Here is a 24,691-nt window from a genome sequence, read left to right on the forward strand (position 1 = left end):
GTTTTTTCGGCGGTAAACAATTTATCTTTAGTTGTTAAACTTGATGGAGATCGCAGATTTCACTTAAACCGCACTTTTTGTGAGATTTTATAATTCATTGATTCCAAATACTTTCGCAAAGAAATTACCTATAAAGCATGACCTGTTAACGCCCACTTAAGCCGCAAGCCATGCACTCCTTTAGTGCAATTGCCTTTTTGTGCACCTGAGAATGCGGGTTGCCCTGTCCCCCCTAAATCCCGTTTCGATTGCTCCGGCATAATTAAATATTGCGCAACATAATTTTAACCTGGCGTTTATCCCGATTTTCGTTAAGTCATCTGAAGTGGCGTAATCCCTGCAATACTTAACTCAGTATCATGTGATACGCGATCCCCGGGAGCATATTTTGAACAGGTTACCTTCCAGCGCCTCGGCTCTTGCCTGTACCGCGCACGCACTGAATCTCATTGAGAAGCGAACGCTCGATCATGAGGAGATGAAACAACTTAACCGAGAGGTCATCGATTATTTTAAAGAGCATGTGAATCCTGGTTTTCTGGAGTATCGCAAATCTGTTACCGCCGGCGGGGATTACGGAGCCGTAGAGTGGCAAGCGGGAAGTCTCAACACGCTTGTCGACACCCAGGGACAGGAGTTTATAGATTGCCTGGGTGGTTTCGGTATCTTTAACGTGGGGCACCGTAATCCAGTAGTGGTTTCCGCCGTACAGAATCAACTTGCGAAACAACCTCTCCATAGTCAGGAACTGCTCGACCCGCTTCGCGCCATGCTCGCGAAAACGCTGGCGGCCTTAACGCCCGGCAAGCTGAAATACAGCTTCTTCAGCAACAGCGGCACCGAGTCGGTCGAGGCGGCGATCAAGCTCGCCAAGGCGTACCAGTCGCCACGCGGGAAATTCACCTTTATCGCCACCAGCGGCGCGTTCCACGGGAAATCCCTGGGGGCACTGTCTGCGACCGCCAAATCCACCTTCCGCAAACCGTTTATGCCGCTGCTGCCGGGCTTCCGCCACGTGCCGTTCGGCGACATTAACGCCATGCGCACCGTACTAAGCGAATGCCGTAAAACCGGCGATGACGTGGCGGCGGTGATTCTCGAGCCGATTCAGGGTGAAGGCGGCGTGATTTTGCCTCCACAGGGCTACCTGCCCGCCGTGCGTCAGCTGTGCGATGAGTTTGGCGCACTGCTGATCCTCGACGAAGTCCAGACCGGGATGGGGCGCACCGGCAGGATGTTTGCCTGCGAGCACGAGAACGTTCAGCCGGACATACTGTGTCTTGCGAAGGCGCTCGGCGGCGGCGTGATGCCGATTGGTGCAACGGTTGCCACCGAAGAGGTGTTCTCGGTGCTGTTCGACAATCCGTTCCTGCACACCACCACCTTTGGCGGTAACCCGCTTGCCTGTGCGGCGGCGCTGGCCACCATCAACGTGCTGCTGGAGCAAAACCTGCCTGCGCAGGCGGAGCAGAAAGGCGACATGCTGCTGGATGGCTTCCGCCAGCTGGGGCGTGAGTACCCGGAGCTGGTGCAGGAGGCGCGCGGCAAAGGGATGCTGATGGCAATCGAGTTTGTCGACAATGAAATCGGCTACAGCTTCGCGAGCGAGATGTTCCGCCAGCGGGTGCTGGTAGCCGGCACGCTCAACAACTCGAAAACCATCCGCATTGAGCCACCGCTGACGCTGACCATTGAGCAGTGTGAGCAGGTGCTGAAGGCGGCGCGCAAGGCGCTGGCAGCGCTGCGGGTAAGAGTAGAAGAAGTATGATTTAATCCCTCCTCTTATGGAGGAGGGAGTTATATCCCCTCTAATTTCATTTCAATTTGTAATTAAACATGGCATATTGAAAATCACTCTTACATTGCCCTAAAGAACAATTCCCGTTTTAAATTAATATTTAATTTTAATAAAAGGATAGCGTTCAATAACAATGCAGAAATATCACTCTCGGCGATTGCACCTTACTGAATCAGGCTAAATAGCGCATCAATCATACCCTCCCATTCTAAAAACTAATAAATTTTTAATTAAAACCCATTTAAGAATTTCTAAGCAAAAATCAACCAGCAATAGATTGATATAATATGTCTCGCCTCATAAAATACGCTTTCGGAACATCACGAGAATGTGCAAAACACAGCGTACTGTATGATTCTGTATATTCATGATTTTTAATCTGAATAGTCTTGTATTAAGTCACCTTTAATTTTGTTTCAACTTGACAGAAAACTGTTTATTTAAAAGGATTTGTATGAAAAAGCATGTTTTAGCAATGGTTGTTGCTGCATCTATGGCAAGCGGCGTGATGATGAACGCACAGGCAGACACCACCACAGTAAGCGGCGGTACCGTTAATTTCGTCGGTCAGGTTGTTAACGCTGCCTGTTCAGTTGCTGCCGATTCTGTTGACCAGACCGTTATCCTGAGCCAGGTTCGTACCGTGAAGCTGACTCAAAGCGGAATGCTGGCGAATCAGAAAGAAGATTTCAACATTAAACTGGAAGATTGCGACACCACTGTCAGCCAGAACGCAGCGGTTATTTTCAACGCGCAGCAGGATGCAACTCAGCCGGGCGCTATGGCGAATACCGCAGGTGCAGGTTCCGCACAGAACGTGGCTCTGCAGCTGTTTGGACCGGACGGTAAAAACCTGGATCTGGGTACCACCTCTTCTGCAATCGGCCTGATCAACGGTGAAAACATTATCCCACTGAGCGTTGACTACATCGCTACAGGCGCAGCAACACCAGGTAACGTAGCATCCACCGCTACCTTCCAGATGGTTTATTCCTAATCGAATTAGGATGCTGTCATCCCTCCTTCGTACGCCTGTACGAAGGAGGGATTTTTAATATAACCGACCGTTTTATATAGATTAAATACATAGGCTTAAACGGCATGTTTTATTCTATGTATTTGATTATGTATTCAATGAAGTGATATATAAATGAAACGAATTAATACTGTATCTTTGATAACGAAGCTGATTACGCATTCTTTTTTATTCGCAGCTACGGTGCTGACTACGGCTCACGCTGGGGGGATAGGCCTGGGCGCAACGCGTATTATTTACCCTCAGGGTGATAAACAGATTTCGTTACCTATTACGAACTCGTCTCAAAGCAATGCTTTCCTGGTGCAATCGTGGGTTGCGAACGCCGATCAATCGAAGTCCACAGACTTTATTGTCACGCCTCCACTTTTTGTTATGCATCCTAAAAAAGAAAACACCATCAGGATTATGTACGCTGGCCCAGATTTGCCGAAAGACAGAGAAAGCGTTTTTTATTTCAACAGCAAAGCTATCCCGGCCGTGGATAAAAGTAAGCTGCAGGGAAATACATTGCAGATTGCGACGCAGAGCGTCATTAAGCTTTTTATTCGCCCAAAAAAATTGCCTACCCCGTCAATTGACGCGCCAAAGGCGCTGCGCTGCACGGTCAGTAACGGCAAGTTGACCATCAAAAACGCGTCGCCTTATTACGTGTCGCTGGTGCAATTCAAAGCGGGAAACGCAAAGTTAACCAATAACATGGTTCCGCCAATGAACAGCCTGGTCGTTGATCTACCTGCCGGTAGCGGGAGCCAGGTGACGTTCCAGACCGTTAACGATTTCGGTGCTACCACCCCTGTTCAGACATGCCCTGGAGCATAATTTTCCCGGAAAAATACCGAACATAGCGCGTTGAAGCAGGCAGAGAAAAATGAAGTTTCGCAAGTATCAGACAAGGATAGTCAATCATCGTTTGGCCCCTCTCACGCTGGCCATGCTCGGCGCATTCGCATCCGTTAATGCGGATGCGGGCTATTATTTCAACCCTGCCTTTCTTTCAAGCGATCCTGCGGCGGTTGCTGATTTATCACATTTTAGTAATGCTGGTCAGGCGCCAGGGGTCTATCGCGTGGACGTATGGCTGAATGACAATTTTTTAGCCACGCGCGACGTCACGTTTAACGTGCGCAAAAATTCAACACCTACGGATGACGATACGGGGCTGACGCCCTGCCTCTCGCGTAAGTCACTTGATGCGATGGGGGTAAATGTCGATGTCTTACCCGGTCTTAAGGACGAAAAAGCGGGCAACTGTGTCGATTTGCCGGCAGCCATTCCCGCTGCCACCACATTTTTTGATTTTGAACACCAGCGCCTGAATATCAGTATTCCGCAAGCGGCGCTGCGTAATAATGCGCGCGGGTACATTCCCCCAGAGCAATGGGACGAAGGCATTAACGCCCTTATGCTGAATTATGACTTTTCGGGTTCGCATAGTCACAATAGCGGTGATTACGGTTCGACGACAGACAACTATTTTCTGGGACTTAACAGCGGATTAAACCTGGGGCCGTGGCGGCTCCGGGATTTCTCTACATGGAGCTACAACAGCAGCGGCTCAGAGACCTACACCAACTGGGAACACATTAAAACCTATGTTGAACGTGCCGTTATCCCGCTAAAAAGCAAGCTAACAATCGGCGAGAACTATACCACTTCGGATGTCTTCGACAGCCTGCCATTCCGCGGGGTGCAGATCAATTCTGATGACAACATGCTGCCTGATAGTATGAAAGGTTTTGCGCCAACCATTCATGGGATCGCTAAATCCAACGCCCAGGTCACCATCAAACAAAATGGTTACACCATTTATCAAAGCTATGTGCCGCCCGGGGCGTTTGCCATTAACGATCTGTACCCCACCTCCTCCAGCGGTGACCTGAATGTAGAGGTCAAAGAATCTGACGGAACGATCAGCAGCTACTCTGTGCCCTATTCCGCGGTTCCGGTTTTGCAGCGTGAAGGCACCGTAAAATATGCCGCCACCGCGGCCCGCTATCGCAGTAACAGCGATCAGCAGGAGGACACAAACTTTGTCCAGGGAACGCTTATCTGGGGGTTACCAAAAGGATTTACCGTCTACGGTGGTACGCAGCTGACGGAAAAATACTCTGCCTTTGCGTTGGGTACCGGGGTGAACCTGGGGAATTTTGGCGCCGTATCGGCCGATCTCACCTCCGCACAAAGCGAACTGAGCGACGGTAGCTCACATAACGGGCAGTCAATACGTTTCTTATATGCAAAATCGTTGAACGGCATGGGCACCAATTTCCAGCTGTTAGGCTATCGCTATTCCACATCCGGTTTTTATACCCTGGATGAAACCACCTATAAGCAAATGAAGGGGTATGTGGGCCAGGACGATCCCAACGACCACACCGACGACAATCAGCCCGTGTGGACCGATTATTACAATCTGTACTACACCAAACGCGGCAAGCTGCAGGCCAATATTTCCCAACAGCTGGGCACTGCCGGGTCGATTTTCCTCAACGGCAGCCAGCAAACGTACTGGCATACCGATGAAAAAAATACGCTTATTCAGCTGGGTTATAGCGGAACGGTTGCGGGCGTAACCTATAACCTGACCTACAACTACAATAAATCCCCTGGCATGAGTGAAAGCGATCGTATTTATTCTTTAACGCTCTCCTTCCCGCTCAATCTGTGGCTTCATCCAGGTGGAGATGTGACCAAACGTTTAAACAGCATTTACGCCACATACGGCATGAGCACCGATAACGACGGCAGGGTCAATAATACTGCCGGCATCAACGGAACGCTGCTTGAAGACAATAACCTCAGCTACAGCGTTCAGCAGGGATACCAGAACCAACATACCGGTGCCAGTGGAAGCATCAGCACGGAATATGATAGCGCCTACGGTAATGCGAGCCTGGGGTACAACTACAGTAACAATGGCGATTATCAACAGATCAACTACGGCCTCAGCGGCGGTATCGTCGCGCATCGCAACGGCATCACCTTAAGCCAGCCGTTGGGGGATACCAATGTCCTGATCGCCGCGCCGGGCGCAAGCAACGTGAAGGTCGAAGACGGCCCAGGGATCCATACCGACTGGCGTGGTTATGCGATTGTGCCGTATGCCAGCGCATACCACCGTAACCGCATGGCGCTGAACACCAACTCGCTCAGCGACGATCTGGACATTGACGAGGCTGTAACCCACGTTGTTCCAACCCAGGGCGCCCTGGTTCGCGCCACCTTTAAGGCGCGCTCAGGAACGCGCGCGATGATTGCACTTATGCATAACGGGCGCCCTGTGCCCTTTGGCGCGGTTGTTACGCGCAGCGATGAAGGTGGGGACACCATCGTAGGCGATAACGGCGAAGCGTATCTGTCTGGGCTGGGCGAGACAGGGAGTCTGACAGCGCAATGGGGCGACACAGATGATAAAAAATGTGTTGCCGTTTACAAGCTAAGTGAAACAAAGCAGTCCCTCGTGCGTTTAAAAGCGGAGTGCCGATAAGTGAAAGTACGCATTATTTTTTTATTACTCAGCCTTACGGCTTCTACGCAAAGTCTGGCAGCGGTCTGTCATAACTTTGATCACAGCATTACGAATGTAAATTACGATCTGACGGCCACGCTGACAAAAGAACAAAACCAGCTGGGGCAGGCAGTTGAACTGGTTAAATCACAGGATGTGGGCGTAAACGCCATATGTGACTATCATCCAGATGGCGATTCTCGTACCTATCGCTCATACAGGAATACCTACCCGGTGATTTTCACGGAAGACCAGTGGCAGTATATGAATCTTGACCCGATCTATATTGCAGGGGCGATGCGGATAACCGATTCCGAAATTGGTGAATATTTTCCGCCTGGAGACTATATCCATATGGGTAAAGATTACAGGGTGGATAAAGAGGATATGAACATACCTTTCCCGGTATATGACTCCAACCTGGTATTCCGGTTAAAAATTATCAAACCTTTTATCGGCACGGTCATTATTCCCAGTAAAGTGATGTTTAATGTTTATATCACCACCGAAAATACCGACCCGTTGAATGATATTGTTTATCAAATAACATACAGCGGCGCGGTCACGGTGCCGCAAAACTGCATCATTAATGCGGGACAAATCATTACGGTTGACCTGGGAAAACTCAACAGTTCTTCATTCACGAAAGCGGGTGAGAAACCTTCTAACGCGCCGGTAAAAACCTTTAATGTTCCCATCGAGTGTAATGCGGACGTGATTTCGCCTGCGCATCTTACGCTTCGACTGGTCGCCAACGCAGACAGCAACGTCGGCCAGGCGATCGCTACGGATAATAAAGATGTCGGCGTGGTGGTAACCAACGAAAATGGCACCGTCATGATACCTAACGACGCCTCCAGCACCGCTGATTTTATTACTGATAGTTCAGGCCATGCTGATGTCACGTTAAAAACCTACCCCATCAGCACGACAGGGAAGGCCCCGGCAGAAGGTCTGTTTACTGCGTTGGCCTGTTTACGTATCGATTTTGCGTAAGGGTGAAAAATGAGAGTCTTGTATTTTGTCGCCCTGGCGACGCTGTTCTCTGGCATAGCAACAACGTACGCCGATGAGGGTTTTACAGTTAACCTCCAGATATACGGCACAATTATCGGCGAATCGTGTGAAGTTGATGTGAACAGTAAAGAACAAACGGTTGATTTAGGCGCATTCGATATATCTGAATTTCCCGCAACCGGAACAACGACGCCGGAAAAAGCGTTCACGATCGATCTTAAAAATTGTTCACGCGCCATTCAGGGGACAAAAATCTGGTTCAGCGGTATGCCGGATACCAATAACTCGGACCTGCTGGCGCTCAGCGACACGGGTAAAGGAACGGCTGGCGAAATGGCGACGGGCATTGGCGTAGAGCTTCTCAATGCCGGAATGAATCCGATTAAAATAAATAATACGGAATCCGAAATTTATCCCTTAAAGCAGGGAGATAATAGCCTGACGTTTAATTTACGGTACAAATCGACCCTGCCCGAGGTTACGACAGGGAATGCTACGGCCATCATGTATTTTGATCTGCTCTATCAGTAGGATGCGGAAATGAAAAAGTTTTTCACAATAATATTCACCGCGCTTTTTCTGGTGCCATTTTTTTCAGCGCGTACACTGGCGCACGACGGTACAATTTATATCACTGGCGTGATCCATAAAAAGACGTGCAGTATCGCGCCTGATTCTCAGAACCTGACCGTCACAATGGACAGCGTGCAAAGTAAATATTTCACCCAGTCAGGTATGGGCGCTGATTATCATCCGTTTGCTATTAATGTGGAAAACTGTGCCGGAACAGAAGGCTCAGTCAGTATTACCTTTGACGGCACACCCGATACAGCAAACCCGGATTTACTGACGCTCATCGGCGGTGAAGGCTATGCAACCGGTATCGGCGTAGGAATTTACAACCAGGACAAGTCGCTCATCTCTATGGGAAGTAAAAGCCAGAAGACGATGATTATTCCTAATCAAAGCGACGCGACTCTCCAGTTTTACGCCCGCTATGTTGCCACCGCAAACAAGGTCACCACGGGTACGGCAAATGCGACGACAACCTTTATTCTCAATTATGCGTAAGTGTGTTTATCCGGCGAAGATCCTGCTTCTCTTTTTTCTCTCCACCATCATGCTTCAGGCGCAAGCTGGCGTGGTGATCGGCGGAACGCGGTTTGTCTATCCGGAACGTGAGAAATCGATCAGCTTTTCCGTGCGTAACCCTTCTGACGAATCGTATCTGATCTACACCAAAGTCGAGCCGGGTGGCCTGTGGACTGGGGCGGATGCCCCACACGGGGTTCAATCCGCATTTGTGGCCACGCCGCAGCTGTTCTCGTTGCGTCCGCAACGCGAAAACACGATTCGGCTGATATTTACGGGGGGAACGTTGCCCAGAAATCGTGAAACGCTGTTCACGTTAAACGTTGCGGCGATCCCTTCCGCTAACCCGCACACCACGGGTGTGCAAACGGCGGTACGTTCACGCTTTAAACTTTTTTATCGGCCCACCGGGCTCACCGGCAATCCCGATGATGCTTATCAGGCCTTACGCTGGTCACGAAACAAAAAAAACGTCGTTGTGAATAATCCGACGCCTTACTACATCACGCTTTATCAGCTCAGCCTCGGCGGTAAGCACATCGCTGATGGCGGCCTTGTCGCCCCTTTTAGCGAGCGAGCGCTCGAGGGTTGTCCAGACCCAGGGGTATGCCAGGTGCGCTGGCAAGCGATTAATGACTATGGACGCATTATGCCTGTTCGTACACAGGCACTGGCGTCCTAGTCCCGTCTCTCTCTTTTACGGAATAACATCAATGGAAGTTTCAACCTCCCTTCGTCGCCTTTCGCTTCTGCTGGCTGCGACCCTGACTTTCTCAGCCGCAGCGCAGGCAGAGCAAGCAACGCCACAGCAGATTGAACAAACAGGAAAAGCCGCCGAAGCGTATTTCGCCGCCCATCCTGAAAAAATGGGTGAAATTGTCTCTACCTATCTCGCTGAACATCCTGAATTTCTAGTTGCGGCAGGGGAAAGCCTTCGCCAGCGTCAGGAGATAGCGCAGCAACAGGCCATGGTGCAAAATGTCATTCTCCATCGCGAGCAGCTGCTTGCTGGCGGCGATCCTGTTGTCGGGCCCGCCAACGCAAAAGTCGCCGTGGTGTCTTTTGTGGATGAGCAATGCGTGAACTGCAACGTCACAGAAACGCTTATCCATGCCAACCCGGATATCCGTTTTATCTTTAAAAAATTGCCTTCGGCCGGGTCGGCAAACAAAGTGTTACAGGACAATGTGAAGCTCGTGAAGCAGATCGGTTTTGCCAACGCGCCGGCGTTTGTGGTTTTACCTCAGGAAAAAGATCCGGTCATTCAGCGCATTAGCGTGATGTCAGGAAACGTCTCTTCCGATGCATTAATCATGGCGATCCAGAAAGCCAAAGGATAAGCAGGATGCCCGATGACGCGCATGAGTGCGTCATCGGGCATCGAATTACTCCGGCAACAGCCCCACAAAACTGCGTTTCTTACGCGGCTCCGACATCAGATCCTCAAGCTTATCCACGCACGCCAGATAGTGCGGGGTTTGCTTATGCGCCAGCACCGCCTCTTCGTCTTTGTAGGCCTCGTAGATAAAGAACCGGGTTTTCACCCTCGGGTCCTGCAACACGTCAAACCGCAGGTTTCCCGGCTCCCTGATGGCCCCTTCATGGTTGGCGCGAAACACCTCAAGAAACTCGTCCACCCGCTCGGGCTTGATGTTAATCTCAACCAGCGTCACGTTCATTTTGCTTCTCCCTGTTTCTCTTCCTGCCAGAACTGGAACGCCTCCCGGGCGCTCACGTTCTCGTGAACCACTTTTTTCACCGCTTTCAGCATGGCGAGCGGCGCGCTGGACTGGAAGATATTGCGCCCCATGTCCACGCCGGACGCCCCCTGATCAATCGCCCGCCAGCACATCTCCAGCGCCTCGAGCTCCGGCAGCTTTTTGCCCCCGGCGATAACGATCGGCACCGGGCAGCTGGCGGTCACTTTTTCAAAGCCCTCGTCCACGTAGTAGGTTTTGACGAACTGCGCCCCCATTTCGGCGGCGATGCGGCTGGCGAGCGAGAAGTAGCGCGCGTCACGCGCCATCTCCTTGCCGACGCCCGTTACCGCCAGCGTTGGCATGCCGTAGCGTGCGCCCGCGTCCACCAGCTTAATGATGTTGTTAATCGACTGATGCTCAAACTCGCTTCCGATATACACCTGCGCCGCCACCGCGCAGACGTTCAGGCGCAGGGCATCCTCCATCGCCACCGCCACGCACTCGTTCGACAGCTCGCCCAGAATCGAGTTACCGCCGGAAGCGCGCAGCACCACCGGTTTGTTTGTCGCGGCGGGCACCTGGCTTCGCAGAATGCCACGGGTACACATCAGCACGTCGGTTTCGCCAAACAGCGGGGAGATGGAGAGATCGATACGCTCAAGGCCGGTGGTCGGCCCCTGAAAGTAGCCGTGGTCAAAGGCCAGCATCACCGTGCGGTTGCTCTGCGGGTTAAAGATACGCGCCAGACGGGACTGCATGCCCCAGTCCAGCGAGCCGCAGCCCTTCAGCGTGAACGGCACATTCTGCTGCGGCGTGCCGATGCCAAAATCCTTGCCGTCTTTGATGTCGTCTAAATCAGCCATTTGCTCCCCCGTCAGAAATCGTATTTGCTGATGTTTTCTTTGGTGAACACCACCCGCTCCGGCAGCAGCACGATGCCGTTGCCCTTCGCCTCATACTGATAGCCCTGCACGCTGTTCGGCTCCACCTTCAGCGCGCCGATATCTTTTACGTCCACGCTGTCGCCAGGGTTAAGATCGCCTTTTTTCAGCAGACGATCGGCGACATTGACCGCAATTTTGCCCTGTTGTACGACATCCCACAGGCCGAAGGCTTTCACCGTCCCGCGCTCAACGTACGGACGCATGACGTTCGGCGTGCTGAAGCCGACAATCGCCACCCCTTCCCGCTTCAGGTTTTCCGCCGCCTGCGCCGCCGCCGGCAGGGCGTTGGCGTCCGGCGCGATGATCGCGTCCAGATCCGGATACGCTTTTAAGATCCCCTCGGCGGTCTGCAGAGATTTGGTTGCGTCGTTATAGCCAAACTGGGTGGTCACGATCTGCCACTGGGGGTGATCTTTCTCGATTTTGGCCTTCGCCTCTTTCACCCACTGGTTCTGGTCGGTGACGGTGGGGCTGGAGTAGAAGAACGCCACTTTGGCATTCGGTTTGGTGACCTGCTTGCCCGCCATCTCTACCAGCAGGCCGCCGAGCTGTTCCGGCGTCCCCTGGTTGATATAAATGCTGCGGCACTCCGGTTTGGTGTCGGAATCCCAGGTCAGCACCTTCACGCCGCGCTGCATCGCGCGCTTCAGCGCCGGGCAGAGACCGTCCGGCGACACGGCGGAGACGATAATGGCGTTATAGCCCTGGTTGACGAAGTTGTTGATGAGCTGCACCTGGCCGGAAACGCTCGGCTCTGTCGGGCCGTCGTAGGTCACGTCCACGCCAAGATCTTTCCCCGCCTCTTTCGCGCCGTTGCCGCCGCTGGTGAAGAAACCCACGCCCACCAGCTTGGGGATAAAGGCAATGCGGTCCGCCGCCTGCGCCGAAGCGAAGCTGAGGGCCATTGCCAGGACGAGCAGTTTTGTTTTCATCTTACGCTCCGGATAGTTTTCTGAAGAGAGATCGCACCCATTCGCGGTGCAGACTTAGCGAACGTCCCATCACCACCACAACCAGCAGCGCCCCCGACAGCGCGCTCGACACCTGGTTGGGGATGCCGACCATCTGTAATCCCTGCTGGAGATAACCCACCAGCAGCGCCGCCAGCGCCGTACCCAGCACCGACCCTGAACCCCCGTAAATATTTGCCCCGCCGAGTACGGCGGCGGTGAGCGCGGGCATCAGCAAATCGCGCCCCAGATCCGAACGCGCAGAGCCGAAATAGGAGACCATCACCAGCGCGGCCACCGCCGACGCCACGCCCACCAGACCGTACAGCGCGTAGGGCATGCCGTTCACCGACAGCGCCGCATAGCGCGCCGCGCGCGGATTCTGGCCGATTAAAAACAGATGGCGGCCAAAGCGCCCGCGATGGGTAATCAGCCAGAAGAAGGCGGTAATCACCGCGAACAGCACCAGCGGGATCGGCAGCCCCAGCACCGTGAGGTTAGCGAACGCGGTAAAACCGTCCGGGAAGCCGCCGATGCCCTCGTAGCCCGTCGCCCCCGCCATGCCGGAGAGCAGCAGCGCGCCGCCGCCGTAGAGGTAGAGCGTGCCGAGGGTAATAACTAAAGGGCTAATGCCGGTGTAGTGGATCAGCGCCGCATTCACCAGCCCACACAGCAGGCCAAGCAGCAGCGTCAGCGGAACGGCGATCGTCATGGGCCACCCCGCCTGCATCATCACCCCCAGCGCGATGGCGCACAGGCCGATGGTGGAGCCCAGCGAAATGTCGATCCCGCCGCTGATAATCACCAGCGTCAGCGGCAGCGCCACGATGCCGATGCAGATGAAATCGCTGGTGCTGAACAGCAGCATGTTAACGTCGAGCATGCGCGGGTTAATGGCGCCGAAGAGCAGGATCTCCAGCACCAGCAATATCAGCAGCGCGCTTTCCCAGTTGAGCCTCATTTACGCCACCTCTTTGTTGCGTTTGGGAAACGGGGTGACGTGCTTTCCCCCTCTGTTGCCAGGCTGGAACCGGCCGTACTTCAGCGCCCGCTGATGGCGTGACAGCGCCTGGCGCAGCCGCCCGTCGAGCACCAACACGCCCAGCAGCACCAGCCCGGCGATGAAGTCGTTCCACCACGCCGGTAGCCTGAACAGCACCAGCACGGTGTCGATTTGGGTCAGGAAGAACGCGCCGAGGAACGCACCGACCAGCGTGCCGGTGCCGCCCAGCAGCGAAATGCCGCCGAGCACGCAGGCGGCAATGGCTTTCATTTCCAGCCCGCTGCCGGTCTGGTTGGGCACAAAGCCGATCTGCGCGGCAAAAACAATCCCGGCGCAGGCCGCCAGCATGCCGTTGAGGGTGAAGGCGATCATGCGCGTGCGGTTCACCGCCACGCCCAGCTGGCGCGCGGCGGCGAGGTTATCCCCCACCGCGTAAAAATCACGCCCGAACGCGGTGCGCGATAGCCCCCACGCGCCAACGACAACGAGAATCAACACTCCCACGCCGAGCGGTGAAATGCCGATGGCGGCAGGCTCGGAGAGAGATTTCAGCCCCGGCGGCAGCCCCTCAATCCACTTTCCGCCCGTCCAGAGCAGCATCGCTCCGCGGTACAGCCCCAGCGTACCGAGGGTGGCGACAATCGCCGGAATGCGCAGCCCCACCACCAGAAAACCGTTGAACGCCCCCGCCAGCGCGCCAATCGACAGCGCAAAAAGTATCGATACCGGCAGGCTGTAGCCACCGTTGAGCGCCACGCCGACGGCAATCGCGGACAACCCGACGGTCGAGCCCACGGAGACGTCGATATTGCGGGTCAGCATCACCAGCGCCGCACCGATGGCCAGCAGGATCAGGATCTGCGCGCTGGCGAAGATCATCCCCAGCGTTTGCAGGCTGAAGTAGGACGGATTCAGCGCCACCAGCACGGCGAACAGCGCCAGAATGGCAAGAAACGCGCTCAGCTCGCGGTTTTTGAGTAAGATCTTCATGATTGTCCTCCAAACGCCAGCGCCATCATCCGGTCGAGGCTGACGGCGTGGCGCGGCAGCTCGCCGCTGAGTACGCCCTGATGCATCACCAGCACGCGGTCCGCGAGGCCGGGGAATTCATCGAGATCGCTTGAGATCATCAGCACCGCAACGTTCTGCGCCGCCACGCTTTTAATGAGCTGGTAGATATCGGCGCGCGCCGACACGTCCACGCCGCGCGTCGGCTCATCGACAATCAGCAATAAAGGATTTGCCTCCAGACAGCGCGCCAGCAGCACCTTCTGCTGGTTGCCGCCGGAGAGCGTGCGCACGGTTTGATCCGCATGATTGAGCTTGATCCCCAGCGCCCGGTGATAGCGCTCCACCACCGCAGACTCCCGCTTTCGCTGCTGCCAGAGCGACGGCTCGTTCAGCGCCACCGTGTTCCAGCGGACAGGCGCGTCGAGAAACAGGCCGGACACCTGCCTGTCTTCCGGCAGATAAACCAGCCCTTTTTCCAGACGTAAACCCACCGGATCGGAGGTGATCTCCCGGCTCTCCAGCCACACCCGCCCGCCGCGTACGGGACGCAGGCCATAGAGCGTTTCGGCAAACTCGGTGCGCCCGGATCCGACCAGTCCGGCAAGGCCGACGATCTCCCCGGCGTAAATCTCCAGGCTGAGATCGATAAAGCCCTCTCCGGTGAGATCTTCCACGCGCAGCACCGGAAAATCCTGCGGCTGGGTGCGGCGGTTTCCCGGTAGCGCCAGCCACAGCTTTTGCGCATCGCTTAAGCCTTTTTCGCGGCTGACCGGCGTCATGGCGGCGATCAGGGCGCTGTCGTCAAACTGGGCGGTTTCTCCGCTGAGCACCACCGCGCCGTCGCGCATCACCGAAACGTGGCTCGACAGCGTGCGGATTTCCGGCAGCTTATGCGAGATAAAGACGATCCCGACGCCGAACGCCTGTAAGGCGCGGATCTGGCGAAACAGCCGTTCGGTTTCACCGGGCGTCAGCGAGGCAGTGGGCTCGTCCAGGATCAAAATTCTGGCGTTGCGCATCAGCCCGCGCAGGATCTCCACCATCTGCTGGTCCGCCACTTCCAGGGTGCTGGCCGTTGCATCAAGGTTAAGCTGACATTGCAGCTGCTGGAGTTTCTCCGCCAGCCGCTTTTCCCGATCGCGCTCGCGCGGCAGGCGGAACAGGATGTTTTCCCTCACGGTCAGGTTGGGGAAAAGCAGAGGCTCCTGCGGCACCAGATAAATGCCTAACCGATGCGCCTGCGCCGGGGTAAGCCGTGCAAAAGACTCGCCCGCAACCGAAAGTTCACCGCTATCCGGCGTTTCCACCCCAGCGACGATCTTCATTAGCGTCGATTTTCCCGCGCCGTTACCGCCCATCAGCGCATGCACCTGCCCCGCAAGCAGCGTGAAATCAATGCCTTTTAAGACCGGCACGCCTGAGAACTGCTTGCTGATATTTCGCGCGTTGAGAAGTGGTGTCATCATCGCTCCGCTATTGAACAAATGATTTTTAGATTTAATAATGTTCAAAAGCGTAGACGGTGAACTATATTTACAACCGTGCAGGGATCACAGTTTTATCGATTGAGATTCAGATTAACCAGAAACGATCTAAATGATCCGTTTTGCCGCGTGGCTCACATTTTCACGCCGCGCCATTACGAACATATGATCTAAATTTTTATAAGAGTTCAATTATGAGCGATAAACGCACTGCGGAAGAAGGACGGTTTGCCGGGCTGGCGCTGGCGGAAGAGGAGCTGGTGGCGCGCGTCGCCTGGTGCTACTACCACGACGGGCTGACCCAGAACGATATCGGCGAACGCCTCGGGCTGCCGCGCCTGAAAATCTCCCGCCTGCTGGAGAAAGGCCGCCAGTCGGGGGTGATCCGCGTGCAGATCAACTCCCGCTACGAGGGCTGCCTGTCGCTGGAAACCGAGCTACAGCAGCGCTTTGGCCTGAAGCTGGTGCGCGTGATGCCTGCCCTAAATACCCCGCCGATGAACGTGCGGCTGGGCATTGGCGCGGCGCAGTCGCTGATGGGCGTGCTGGAGCCCGGCCAGCTGCTGGCGGTGGGGTTCGGTGAAACCACCATGAGCAGCCTGCAACACTTAAGCGGCTTTATCAGCTCGCAGCAGATCCGCCTCGTGACGCTTTCCGGCGGCGTGGGGCCGTATATGACCGGTATCGGCCAGCTGGATGCGGCCTGTAGCGTCAGCATGATCCCCGCCCCGCTTCGCGTTTCATCTGCGGAAGTCGCCGGGATCTTAAAGCGCGAAACCAGCGTTCGGGACGTGATCCTCGCCGCGACCGCCGCTGACGTGGCGGTGGTCGGCATTGGTTCCGTGAACCAGCGACGTGACGCGACGATACTGCGCTCCGGCTATATCAGCGAAGGTGAACAGCTGATGTACGCCCGTAAAGGGGCGGTGGGCGATATCCTCGGCTATTTCCTTAACGCCGAAGGGGAGTGCGTCGAGGAGCTGGAGATCCATAAAGAATTACTGGGCGTCACGCTCGATGAACTGGCGCAACTGCCCACCATCGTTGGCGTGGCCGGAGGGAAAGAGAAAGCCGATGCGATTTATGCCGCACTGAAGGGTCGCCGTATTAATGGCCTGGTGACGGAAGAGACGACAGCCCGCGCGGTGCTGGCTCTGGCCGAATAAGAGTCGCCCTGCGCTAACAGCGAGGCAAGCTCATGAGTTACCTTTTAGCGTTAGATGCAGGGACAGGCAGCGTTCGCGCCGTGATTTTCGATTTACAGGGCAACCAGATTGCCGTCGGCCAGGCCGAGTGGAAGCACCTGAGCGTGGAGAACGTGCCGGGGTCGATGGAGTTCGATCTCGACACCAACTGGCAGCTGGCCTGCCGATGCATTCAGCAGGCGCTGGAGCGCGCGCGCCTGAGCGCGGCGGATATTCAGTCCGTCGCCTGCTGTTCGATGCGCGAAGGGATCGTGCTGTACGACCGCAGCGGCGAGGCCATCTGGGCCTGCGCCAACGTCGACGCCCGCGCCAGCCGCGAGGTGGCTGAACTCAAAGAGATCCACGACTACCGTTTTGAATCTGAAGTGTATGACGTTTCCGGCCAGACGCTTGCCCTTAGCGCCATGCCGCGCCTGCTCTGGCTGGCGCATCATCGCCCGGATATTTATCGTAAGGCCGCCACTATCACCATGATCAGCGACTGGCTGGCGGCGAAGCTCTCCGGCGAGCTGGCGGTCGATCCGTCTAACGCGGGCACCACCGGCATGCTGGATCTCTTTTCACGCGACTGGCGTCCGGCGTTGCTCGACATGGCCGGGCTGCGCGCCGATATTCTCTCGCCGGTAAAAGAGACCGGCACCGTGCTGGGGGCCATCACGAAAGAAGCCGCACAGCAGAGCGGTTTACGCGAGGGCACGCCGGTAGTGATGGGCGGCGGCGACGTGCAGCTGGGCTGCCTGGGGCTGGGCGTTGTCCGCGCCGGACAAACGGCGGTGCTGGGCGGCACCTTCTGGCAGCAGGTGGTTAACCTGCCGCAGGTGCGCACCGACCCTGAGATGAACATCCGCGTAAACCCGCACGTTATCCCCGGCATGGCACAGGCGGAGTCGATCAGCTTCTTTACCGGGCTGACCATGCGCTGGTTCCGCGACGCCTTTTGTGCCGAAGAGAAGCTGATTGCCGAGCGGATAGGGATGGACACCTATTCCCTGCTGGAAGAGATGGCGGGCCGCGTACCCGCTGGCTCCCACGGCGTGATGCCAATCTTCTCCGACGCGATGCATTTCAAGCAGTGGTACCACGCCGCGCCGTCGTTTATTAACCTCTCCATCGACCCGGAAAAGTGCAACAAAGCGACGCTGTTCCGCGCCCTGGAGGAGAACGCGGCAATCGTCTCGGCCTGTAACCTGACGCAGATTTCACGTTTCTCCGACGTGACGTTTGATAGCCTGGTGTTTGCGGGCGGCGGCGCTAAGGGCGCCCTGTGGAGCCAGATTTTAAGCGACGTCACCGGCCTGCCGGTGCGCGTGCCGGAGGTCAAAGAGGCAACGGCGCTCGGCTGCGCCATTGCCGCCGGAACGGGCGCGGGGCTGTTTGCGGATATGGCCTCGACGGGCGAGCGGCTGGTGAAGTGGAGCCGCGAGTTTACGCCAAACCCGCAGCACCGGGAGCTGTACGACGGCATGATGGAGAAGTGGCAGGCGGTGTACGCGGATCAGCTCGGGCTGGTGGACAGCGGGCTGACCACGTCGATGTGGCAGGCGCCGGGGTTAGCGCGGGCAGCGACGCCGTAAATAACGCCGGATGGCGCTGCGCTTATCCGTCCTGGGGTTTTGTAGCCCCGGTAAGCGTAGCGCCACCGGGGAAGTTCTTTGAGATCTATCACAATCATTCGATCCCGCTTTTACCTTTCTGCTGCCGCTGGCTAAATTAGTAACTCATCCGACCACATAACAATAATTTTACACTGGAAGAGACTATGAGCCGCTACCCGTCGCTATTCGCCCCCCTCGATCTGGGGTTTACCACCCTCAAAAACCGCGTGCTGATGGGCTCGATGCACACCGGGCTGGAAGAGCGTCCGGACGGAGCCGAGCGCCTGGCGGCCTTCTACGCCGAACGTGCCCGCCACGGGGTGGCGCTGATTGTCACCGGCGGCGTAGCCCCTGCCCCTTCAGGCGTGACGATGGAGGGCGGCGCAGTCCTGAATGATGCGACACAGCTGCCGCATCACCGCATTGTCACGGACGCGGTGCATAACGAAGGCAGCAAAATCGCCCTGCAAATTCTGCACACCGGGCGCTATAGCTATCAGCCAAAGCTGGTTGCGCCATCGGCTATTCAGGCGCCGATTAACCGCTTTACCCCTCACGCCCTCAGCCACGACGAGATCCTGGCGCTTATCGACGATTTTGCCCGCTGCGCCGCGCTGGCGCGTGAGGCGGGCTACGACGGCGTGGAGGTGATGGGCTCTGAAGGCTATCTGATTAACGAATTCCTCGCCGCACGCACCAACCAGCGCGACGACGAATGGGGCGGTGACTATGCCCGCCGGATGCGCTTTGCCGTGGAGGTGGTGCGCGCGGTGCGCGAACGTGCGGGCGCGGACTTTATTATTATCTTCCGCCTGTCGATGCTCGACCTGGTGGAGGGCGGCGGCACGTTCGACGAAACCGTGCAGCTGGCGCAGGCGATTGAAGCCGCAGGTGCCACCATCATCAACACCGGGATTGGCTGGCACGAAGCGCGCATCCCGACCATCGCCACGCCGGTGCCGCGCGCGGCGTTCAGTTGGGTAACGCGCAAGCTGAAAGGCAAAGTCTCCGTTCCGCTGGTCACCACTAACCGCATTAACGACCCGCAGGTGGCGGACGATGTGATCTCACGCGGCGACGCCGATATGGTCTCTATGGCGCGTCCGTTCCTCGCGGATGCCGAACTGCTCTCTAAAGCGCAAAGCGGCCGTGCGGATGAGATCAACACCTGCATCGGCTGTAACCAGGCCTGTCTGGATCAGATCTTCGCCGGCAAAGTCACCTCATGCCTGGTGAACCCCCGCGCCTGCCATGAAACCAAAATGCCGGTGGTTGCGACGGTCAATAAAAAACGCCTGGCCGTGGTGGGCGCTGGCCCCGCTGGGCTGGCGTTTGCGGTGAATGCCGCCTCGCGCGGGCACAGCGTGACGCTGTTTGATGCCGCCGGTGAAATTGGCGGGCAGTTTAATATCGCCAAACAGATCCCCGGCAAAGAGGAGTTCTATGAAACCCTGCGCTACTACCGCCGGATGATCGATCTGACGGGTGTTGATCTGCGGCTTAACCAACTTGTCAGCGCGGCGGATCTGATCGGTTTCGACGAGGTGATCCTCGCGAGCGGGATCGCACCGCGCACGCCTGCAATCGAGGGTATCGATCATCCGAAGGTGTTGAGCTATCTGGACGTATTGCGTGACAAAGCGCCCGTTGGCGAGAAGGTGGCGATTATCGGCTGCGGCGGGATCGGCTTTGATACCGCGATGTATTTAAGCCAGCCGGGCGAGGCCACCAGCCAGAACATCGCCGAGTTTTGCGTAGAATGGGGCATTGATACCAGCCTGAGCCAGTCCGGCGGATTACGGCCGGAAGGGCCGCAGCTGCCGAAAAGCCCGCGCCAGATCGTGATGCTCCAGCGTAAGGCCAGCAAGCCGGGTGAAGGGCTGGGCAAAACCACGGGCTGGATCCACCGCGCCACCCTGCTCTCGCGCGGGGTGAAGATGATCCCGGCGGTGAGCTACCAGAAGATCGACGACGACGGGCTGCATGTGCTGATCGGTGGTGAACTGCAGCTACTGCGCGTGGATCATGTGATTTTGTGCGCCGGACAGGAGCCAAAGCGCGATCTGGCCGATCCGCTGCGCGAAGCGGGTAAAACGGTGCATTTGATCGGCGGGTGCGACGTTGCGATGGAGCTGGATGCGCGGCGGGCGATTGCGCAGGGCACCCAGCTTGCACTGGTTATTTAGCGACGACGCCCCAGCTTCACCGCTTTCAGCACCACAAACTTGTTATTGGTCGCAATGGTGACGCAGTTGCCGAAAATCTTCTTCAGCTTGTGGAAGTAGTCCAGGTGGCGGTTCGCCACGATATACAGCTCGCCGTTGATTTTCAGGCAGCGGCGCGCGTGGTGGAACATCTCCCACGCGACGTTATCCGTCAGGGCGTGCTTCTGGTGGAACGGCGGGTTGCAGAACACGGCGTTGAAGCGGAAAGGCTCAACGCCGGAGAGCGCGTTGTTGATCATAAATTCGCAGCGATCCACCGCTTCCGGCATGTTGGTTTCTACGTTCAGACGGCTGGAGGCCACCGCCATCGGCGACTCGTCGCTGAACACCACGCTGGCTTCCGGATTCTTCGCCAGCAGCGTCAGGCCAATCACGCCATTGCCGCAGCCCAGATCGACAACCTCCCCTTCCAGGTTTTCCGGCAGATGCTCCATAAAGAAACGCGCCCCAATATCCAGCCCGGTGCGGGAGAAAACGTTCGCATGGTTATGGATGGTCCAGTCGGTGCCTTCCAGTTTCCAGCTCAGCGTCTCCGGCGCGTCGGCCAGCTCCGGTGCGCTGAAGGTGCAGTTGATCAGGCGCGCTTTTTTCCAGGCAAGCGTGGTAGTGGTCGGGCCGAGCACTTTCTCGAACAGCTCCAGCGTTGAGGTGTGAATATCGCGCGCTTTGGCACCCGCAATGATGCGGGTTTCCGGCGTGACGACTTTACGCAGCGCGCGAAGCTGTTGCTCCAGCAGTGCCATGGTTTTTGGCACCTTGATCAATACCACGCCCGGCGCCTGCGGGTAGTCCGCGGTGCTGTCGAGGAACTTCACGCTGGACTCGTCGATGTCGTTATGGCGCAGGTTTTCACGCGTCGCCAGTTCGCTCAGGTAGGAATCGCCAATGCTGTACGGCGTGTGCTCTGCCAGGGCGCAGCCCAGGGCACCAAACGCGTCATTCAGGATCAGAACCGGGCCGCGGATTTCAGTCTCATCCAACTGCTGCAGCAGATATTCATCCGCCGCTTCCCACGCCTGAAGCGGGTTTACGTCGTCCGTTTCCGGGAAACGTTTAAGGTTGAGTGAACGGAAACCGTTGTCTAAGTGGCTCATCGGCCCTCCTGAATGGTAAAATTTGGCGTATCCCTGAAAAGGGTGCGTGAGTATACCCGTTTTCGCATTAATTTGGGCTTTTGATGAACCAACTTACTTATCTCCAGGGCTATCCGGAGCATTTACTGACTCAGGTTCGCAGCCTGATTGCCGAGCAGAAGCTCGGCGCGGTGCTGGAAAAACGCTACCCCGGCACGCACGATTTCGCGACCGATAAGGCCCTCTGGCAGTATACGCAGGATCTGAAAAGCCGATATCTGAAGAGCGCGCCGCCGATCAACAAGGTGATGTACGACAACAAGATCCACGTGCTGAAAAACGCGCTCGGCCTGCACACCGCCATCTCCCGCGTGCAGGGCGGCAAGCTGAAGGCTAAGGCGGAAATCCGCGTGGCGACGGTTTTCCGTAACGCGCCGGAAGCCTTTCTGCGGATGATCGTAGTCCATGAGCTGGCGCACCTGAAAGAGAAAGAGCACGACAAAGCGTTCTATTCCCTGTGCTGCCACATGGAGCCGCAGTATCACCAGCTGGAGTTTGATACCCGCCTGTGGCTTACGCATTTATCGTTAAATGGTAATGCGGAATAGCGCACTGGTTTTGCAATAATCCCGTGCTACAGTGGCTAAAGGTTCCCCGCTACGGAGTACGTAAACGTTTATGATACGTTTCGCAGTCATTGGAACGAACTGGATCACGCGCCAGTTCGTCGACGCCGCCCACGAAACCGGCAAACTTAAACTCACCGCAGTCTATTCCCGCAGCCTTGAGCAGGCGCAGAGCTTTGCTAACGACTACCTCGTCGAGCATCTCTTCACCTCCCTGGATGAAATGGCGCAAAGCGACGCCATTGACGCGGTTTATATCGCCAGCCCGAACTCCCTGCACTTCCCGCAAACGGCGCTGTTTCTCGGCCACAAAAAGCACGTAATTTGCGAGAAGCCGCTGGCCTCGAATATTGAGGAAGTGGAAGCGGCCATTGCGCTTGCCCGCGAAAACCAGGTGGTGCTGTTCGAAGCGTTCAAAACCGCCAGCCTGCCGAATTTCCTTCTGCTGCAGCAGTCCCTGCCGAAAATTGGCAAAGTGCGCAAAGCCTTTATCAACTACTGCCAGTATTCGTCGCGCTATCAGCGCTATCTGGACGGCGAGAATCCGAATACCTTTAACCCGGCCTTCTCAAACGGCTCGATTATGGATATCGGTTTTTACTGCCTGGCCTCTGCCGTAGCGCTGTGGGGCGAGCCGCACGGCGTTACGGCCACCGCCAGCCTGCTGGAGAGCGGCGTGGATGCACACGGTTTGGTGGTGCTGGATTACGGTGATTTCAGCGTCACGCTGCAGCACTCCAAGGTGAGCGATTCCGTGTTGCCGAGCGAAATTCAGGGCGAAGCCGGGTCGCTGGTCATCGAGAAGATCTCCGAATGCCAGAAGGTGAGCTTCGTGCCGCGCGGCGGCAAAGCGCAGGAACTGACGCAGCCTCAGCATATTAACACTATGCTCTATGAGGCAGAGGTCTTCGCCCGTCTGGTGGAAGACAACGAAGTGAATCACCCAGGCCTTGCGGTAAGCCGCACCACGGCGAAGCTGCAAACCGAGATCCGCCGCAAGACCGGCGTGGTGTTCCCGGCAGACGGCATAGGCGCGGAAGCGATCGCGTAAAGCTGTGTAATGAAACGGCGCAGGCCATTGACGAAACCGATGGTCTGACATATTTTGTTACCTGCAAAGGGGAGTAACTTCTTCGCCGGTGGATCGTCATTACGATGCGTAAAATATGCATCCGGTCGCCGGGCAACCTTCGTGGTTGTAAGTGAGACCTTGCCGGAAGGCGAGGTCTATGCATAAAAAGCTAACGGCTATCGTCTTCTGACCATGGCCGTTTTTGTTTTTTATGTGTAAGGAAAATAGTATGCATTCTGTCGGCACTCCAATGCTGTGGGGCGGATTCGCAGTTGTCGTGCTCATCATGCTGGCGATCGACCTCTTTTTGCAGGGTCGTCGCGGCGAGCACGGCATGAGCGTTAAGCAGGCCGCCGTCTGGTCGCTGGTCTGGGTTACCCTCTCGCTCCTCTTTTGCGCCGCCTTCTGGTGGTATCTGGCCTCGACTGAAGGCCGTGCGGTGGCCGATCCTCAGGCGCTCGCCTTCCTCACCGGTTATCTGATTGAAAAAGCCCTGGCGGTTGATAACGTCTTCGTCTGGCTGATGCTGTTCAGCTACTTTGCTGTGCCTGCAGCATTGCAGCGCCGCGTGCTGGTCTACGGCGTGCTGGGTGCCATTGTCCTGCGTACCATCATGATCTTCGCCGGCAGCTGGCTAATTACCCAGTTCGAATGGCTGCTGTACGTGTTCGGCGCGTTCCTGCTGTTCACCGGGGTCAAAATGGCGCTGGCGAAAGAAGACGATACCGGTATCGGTGATAAGCCGCTGGTGAAGTGGATCCGCGGCCATCTGCGCATGACGGACAAGATCGAGAGCGAACACTTCTTCGTGCGTAAGAACGGTCTGCTGTTTGCCACCCCGCTTCTGCTGGTGCTGATTCTGGTCGAGCTGAGCGATGTGATTTTCGCGGTAGACAGCATCCCGGCAATCTTCGCGGTGACGACTGATCCGTTCATCGTGCTGACCTCTAACCTGTTTGCGATCCTCGGTCTGCGCGCGATGTACTTCCTGCTGGCAGGCGCGGCAGAGCGCTTCTCGATGCTGAAGTATGGTCTGTCGGTGATTCTGATGTTTATCGGTATCAAGATGCTGATCGTGGATTTCTACCACATCCCGATCGCCATTTCGCTTGGCGTGGTGTTCGGCATTCTGCTGGTGACGCTGGTTATCAATACCTGGGTTAACCGCCAGCACGATAAAAAGCAGCAGGCGGAGTAATCCCCTCACCCTAACCCTCTCCTCAAAGGGGAGAGGGTTAACACACTTTTGTGACTCAATAGTTAAAAAATATGATGTGACACGTAAAATCCAGCATTTTACTCTTCCGCCTTTCCCCGCTTTCCTTGATACTCAACCAGGCAAACAAATA

The 24,691-nt window shown here is 56.2% G+C and carries 22 protein-coding genes; 15 read left to right on the forward strand and 7 right to left on the reverse strand.

Translation table 11 applies throughout. From position 1 onward, the window contains the following. Positions 1 to 388: 388 nt before the first annotated feature. The 9 genes from ygjG to DG357_RS19645 all read left to right on the forward strand — a co-directional run bounded on the left by ygjG (position 389) and on the right by DG357_RS19645 (position 9,794). The gene (gene ygjG, locus DG357_RS19605; protein ID WP_167401638.1) at positions 389 to 1,768 is read left to right on the forward strand and encodes a putrescine aminotransferase; all 1,380 of its coding nucleotides are present in this window, start codon (positions 389 to 391) and stop codon (positions 1,766 to 1,768) included. A 484-nt stretch (positions 1,769 to 2,252) separates the two neighbouring features. After that, positions 2,253 to 2,795, forward strand: coding sequence for a fimbrial protein BcfA (locus DG357_RS19610; RefSeq protein WP_028014482.1), 543 nt, complete (start codon positions 2,253 to 2,255; stop codon positions 2,793 to 2,795). Between the two features lie 153 nt (positions 2,796 to 2,948). Beyond that, positions 2,949 to 3,656: a fimbria/pilus periplasmic chaperone gene (locus DG357_RS19615; protein ID WP_028014483.1), complete on the forward strand. Its 708-nt coding sequence runs from the start codon at positions 2,949 to 2,951 to the stop codon at positions 3,654 to 3,656. Positions 3,657 to 3,705: 49 nt separating this feature from the next. After that, positions 3,706 to 6,324: a fimbrial biogenesis usher protein gene (locus DG357_RS19620; protein WP_088204299.1), complete on the forward strand. Its 2,619-nt coding sequence runs from the start codon at positions 3,706 to 3,708 to the stop codon at positions 6,322 to 6,324. Beyond that, on the forward strand, positions 6,325 to 7,341 hold the full coding sequence (locus tag DG357_RS19625) for a fimbrial protein (protein WP_047367092.1): 1,017 nt from the start codon (positions 6,325 to 6,327) through the stop codon (positions 7,339 to 7,341). A 9-nt stretch (positions 7,342 to 7,350) separates the two neighbouring features. Beyond that, positions 7,351 to 7,893, forward strand: a complete 543-nt coding sequence (locus DG357_RS19630; protein ID WP_049137051.1) for a fimbrial protein — start codon at positions 7,351 to 7,353, stop codon at positions 7,891 to 7,893. Positions 7,894 to 7,902: 9 nt separating this feature from the next. Then, complete coding sequence (locus DG357_RS19635; protein WP_028014487.1) at positions 7,903 to 8,433, forward strand: fimbrial protein; 531 nt, start codon at positions 7,903 to 7,905, stop codon at positions 8,431 to 8,433. Then, positions 8,399 to 9,136, forward strand: a complete 738-nt coding sequence (locus tag DG357_RS19640) for a fimbrial biogenesis chaperone (protein WP_074164169.1) — start codon at positions 8,399 to 8,401, stop codon at positions 9,134 to 9,136. The genes DG357_RS19635 and DG357_RS19640 overlap by 35 nt, the downstream gene beginning before the upstream one ends. 31 nt (positions 9,137 to 9,167) lie before the next feature. Next, on the forward strand, positions 9,168 to 9,794 hold the full coding sequence (locus tag DG357_RS19645) for a thioredoxin domain-containing protein (protein ID WP_049137050.1): 627 nt from the start codon (positions 9,168 to 9,170) through the stop codon (positions 9,792 to 9,794). A 45-nt stretch (positions 9,795 to 9,839) separates the two neighbouring features. On the opposite strand, the gene lsrG is transcribed toward DG357_RS19645, so the two are convergent. The 6 genes from lsrG to lsrA are packed head-to-tail and all read right to left on the reverse strand — an operon-like array spanning position 9,840 to position 15,525. Next, complete coding sequence (lsrG, locus tag DG357_RS19650; RefSeq protein ID WP_063451107.1) at positions 9,840 to 10,133, reverse strand: (4S)-4-hydroxy-5-phosphonooxypentane-2,3-dione isomerase; 294 nt, start codon at positions 10,131 to 10,133, stop codon at positions 9,840 to 9,842. Next, positions 10,130 to 11,017, reverse strand: a complete 888-nt coding sequence (gene lsrF, locus DG357_RS19655) for a 3-hydroxy-5-phosphonooxypentane-2,4-dione thiolase (RefSeq protein ID WP_088204300.1) — start codon at positions 11,015 to 11,017, stop codon at positions 10,130 to 10,132. The genes lsrG and lsrF overlap by 4 nt, the downstream gene beginning before the upstream one ends. A gap of 11 nt (positions 11,018 to 11,028) precedes the next feature. Continuing rightward, a complete protein-coding gene (gene lsrB / locus DG357_RS19660; RefSeq protein ID WP_088204301.1) occupies positions 11,029 to 12,030 on the reverse strand; it encodes an autoinducer 2 ABC transporter substrate-binding protein LsrB in 1,002 nt (333 codons plus the stop codon). A 1-nt stretch (position 12,031) separates the two neighbouring features. After that, on the reverse strand, positions 12,032 to 13,009 hold the full coding sequence (gene lsrD, locus DG357_RS19665) for an autoinducer 2 ABC transporter permease LsrD (protein WP_047367088.1): 978 nt from the start codon (positions 13,007 to 13,009) through the stop codon (positions 12,032 to 12,034). Next, positions 13,010 to 14,041: an autoinducer 2 ABC transporter permease LsrC gene (gene lsrC / locus DG357_RS19670; protein ID WP_048958740.1), complete on the reverse strand. Its 1,032-nt coding sequence runs from the start codon at positions 14,039 to 14,041 to the stop codon at positions 13,010 to 13,012. It abuts the gene before it with no gap. After that, positions 14,038 to 15,525 (reverse strand): autoinducer 2 ABC transporter ATP-binding protein LsrA, encoded by a 1,488-nt coding sequence (lsrA, locus tag DG357_RS19675; protein ID WP_108780349.1) that lies wholly within the window; start codon positions 15,523 to 15,525, stop codon positions 14,038 to 14,040. The genes lsrC and lsrA overlap by 4 nt, the downstream gene beginning before the upstream one ends. 215 nt (positions 15,526 to 15,740) lie before the next feature. Between lsrA and lsrR the strand changes: the two genes are divergently transcribed. From lsrR to DG357_RS19695, 3 genes are all read left to right on the forward strand, one after another. After that, positions 15,741 to 16,712, forward strand: coding sequence for a transcriptional regulator LsrR (lsrR, locus tag DG357_RS19680; protein ID WP_088204369.1), 972 nt, complete (start codon positions 15,741 to 15,743; stop codon positions 16,710 to 16,712). Positions 16,713 to 16,744: 32 nt separating this feature from the next. Beyond that, positions 16,745 to 18,325, forward strand: coding sequence for an autoinducer-2 kinase (gene lsrK / locus DG357_RS19685; protein ID WP_088204368.1), 1,581 nt, complete (start codon positions 16,745 to 16,747; stop codon positions 18,323 to 18,325). A 185-nt stretch (positions 18,326 to 18,510) separates the two neighbouring features. Then, positions 18,511 to 20,532 carry an NADPH-dependent 2,4-dienoyl-CoA reductase gene (locus DG357_RS19695; protein ID WP_088204367.1) on the forward strand — a complete coding sequence of 674 codons (2,022 nt, stop codon included), beginning with the start codon at positions 18,511 to 18,513 and terminating at the stop codon, positions 20,530 to 20,532. Here DG357_RS19695 and rlmG read toward each other — a convergent pair. Next, complete coding sequence (gene rlmG / locus DG357_RS19700; RefSeq protein ID WP_088204366.1) at positions 20,529 to 21,665, reverse strand: 23S rRNA (guanine(1835)-N(2))-methyltransferase RlmG; 1,137 nt, start codon at positions 21,663 to 21,665, stop codon at positions 20,529 to 20,531. The genes DG357_RS19695 and rlmG overlap by 4 nt on opposite strands. A gap of 83 nt (positions 21,666 to 21,748) precedes the next feature. Between rlmG and DG357_RS19705 the strand changes: the two genes are divergently transcribed. From DG357_RS19705 to DG357_RS19715, 3 genes are all read left to right on the forward strand, one after another. Next, positions 21,749 to 22,252 carry a YgjP-like metallopeptidase domain-containing protein gene (locus tag DG357_RS19705; protein WP_023333531.1) on the forward strand — a complete coding sequence of 168 codons (504 nt, stop codon included), beginning with the start codon at positions 21,749 to 21,751 and terminating at the stop codon, positions 22,250 to 22,252. 70 nt (positions 22,253 to 22,322) lie between these two features. After that, positions 22,323 to 23,321 (forward strand): Gfo/Idh/MocA family protein, encoded by a 999-nt coding sequence (locus DG357_RS19710; RefSeq protein WP_088204365.1) that lies wholly within the window; start codon positions 22,323 to 22,325, stop codon positions 23,319 to 23,321. A 250-nt stretch (positions 23,322 to 23,571) separates the two neighbouring features. After that, complete coding sequence (locus DG357_RS19715) at positions 23,572 to 24,540, forward strand: TerC family protein (protein WP_088204364.1); 969 nt, start codon at positions 23,572 to 23,574, stop codon at positions 24,538 to 24,540. Positions 24,541 to 24,691: the final 151 nt, after the last annotated feature.

The organism is Enterobacter bugandensis (genome assembly GCF_900324475.1).
In the GTDB taxonomy this organism is placed as follows: Bacteria; Pseudomonadota; Gammaproteobacteria; order Enterobacterales; family Enterobacteriaceae; genus Enterobacter; species Enterobacter bugandensis.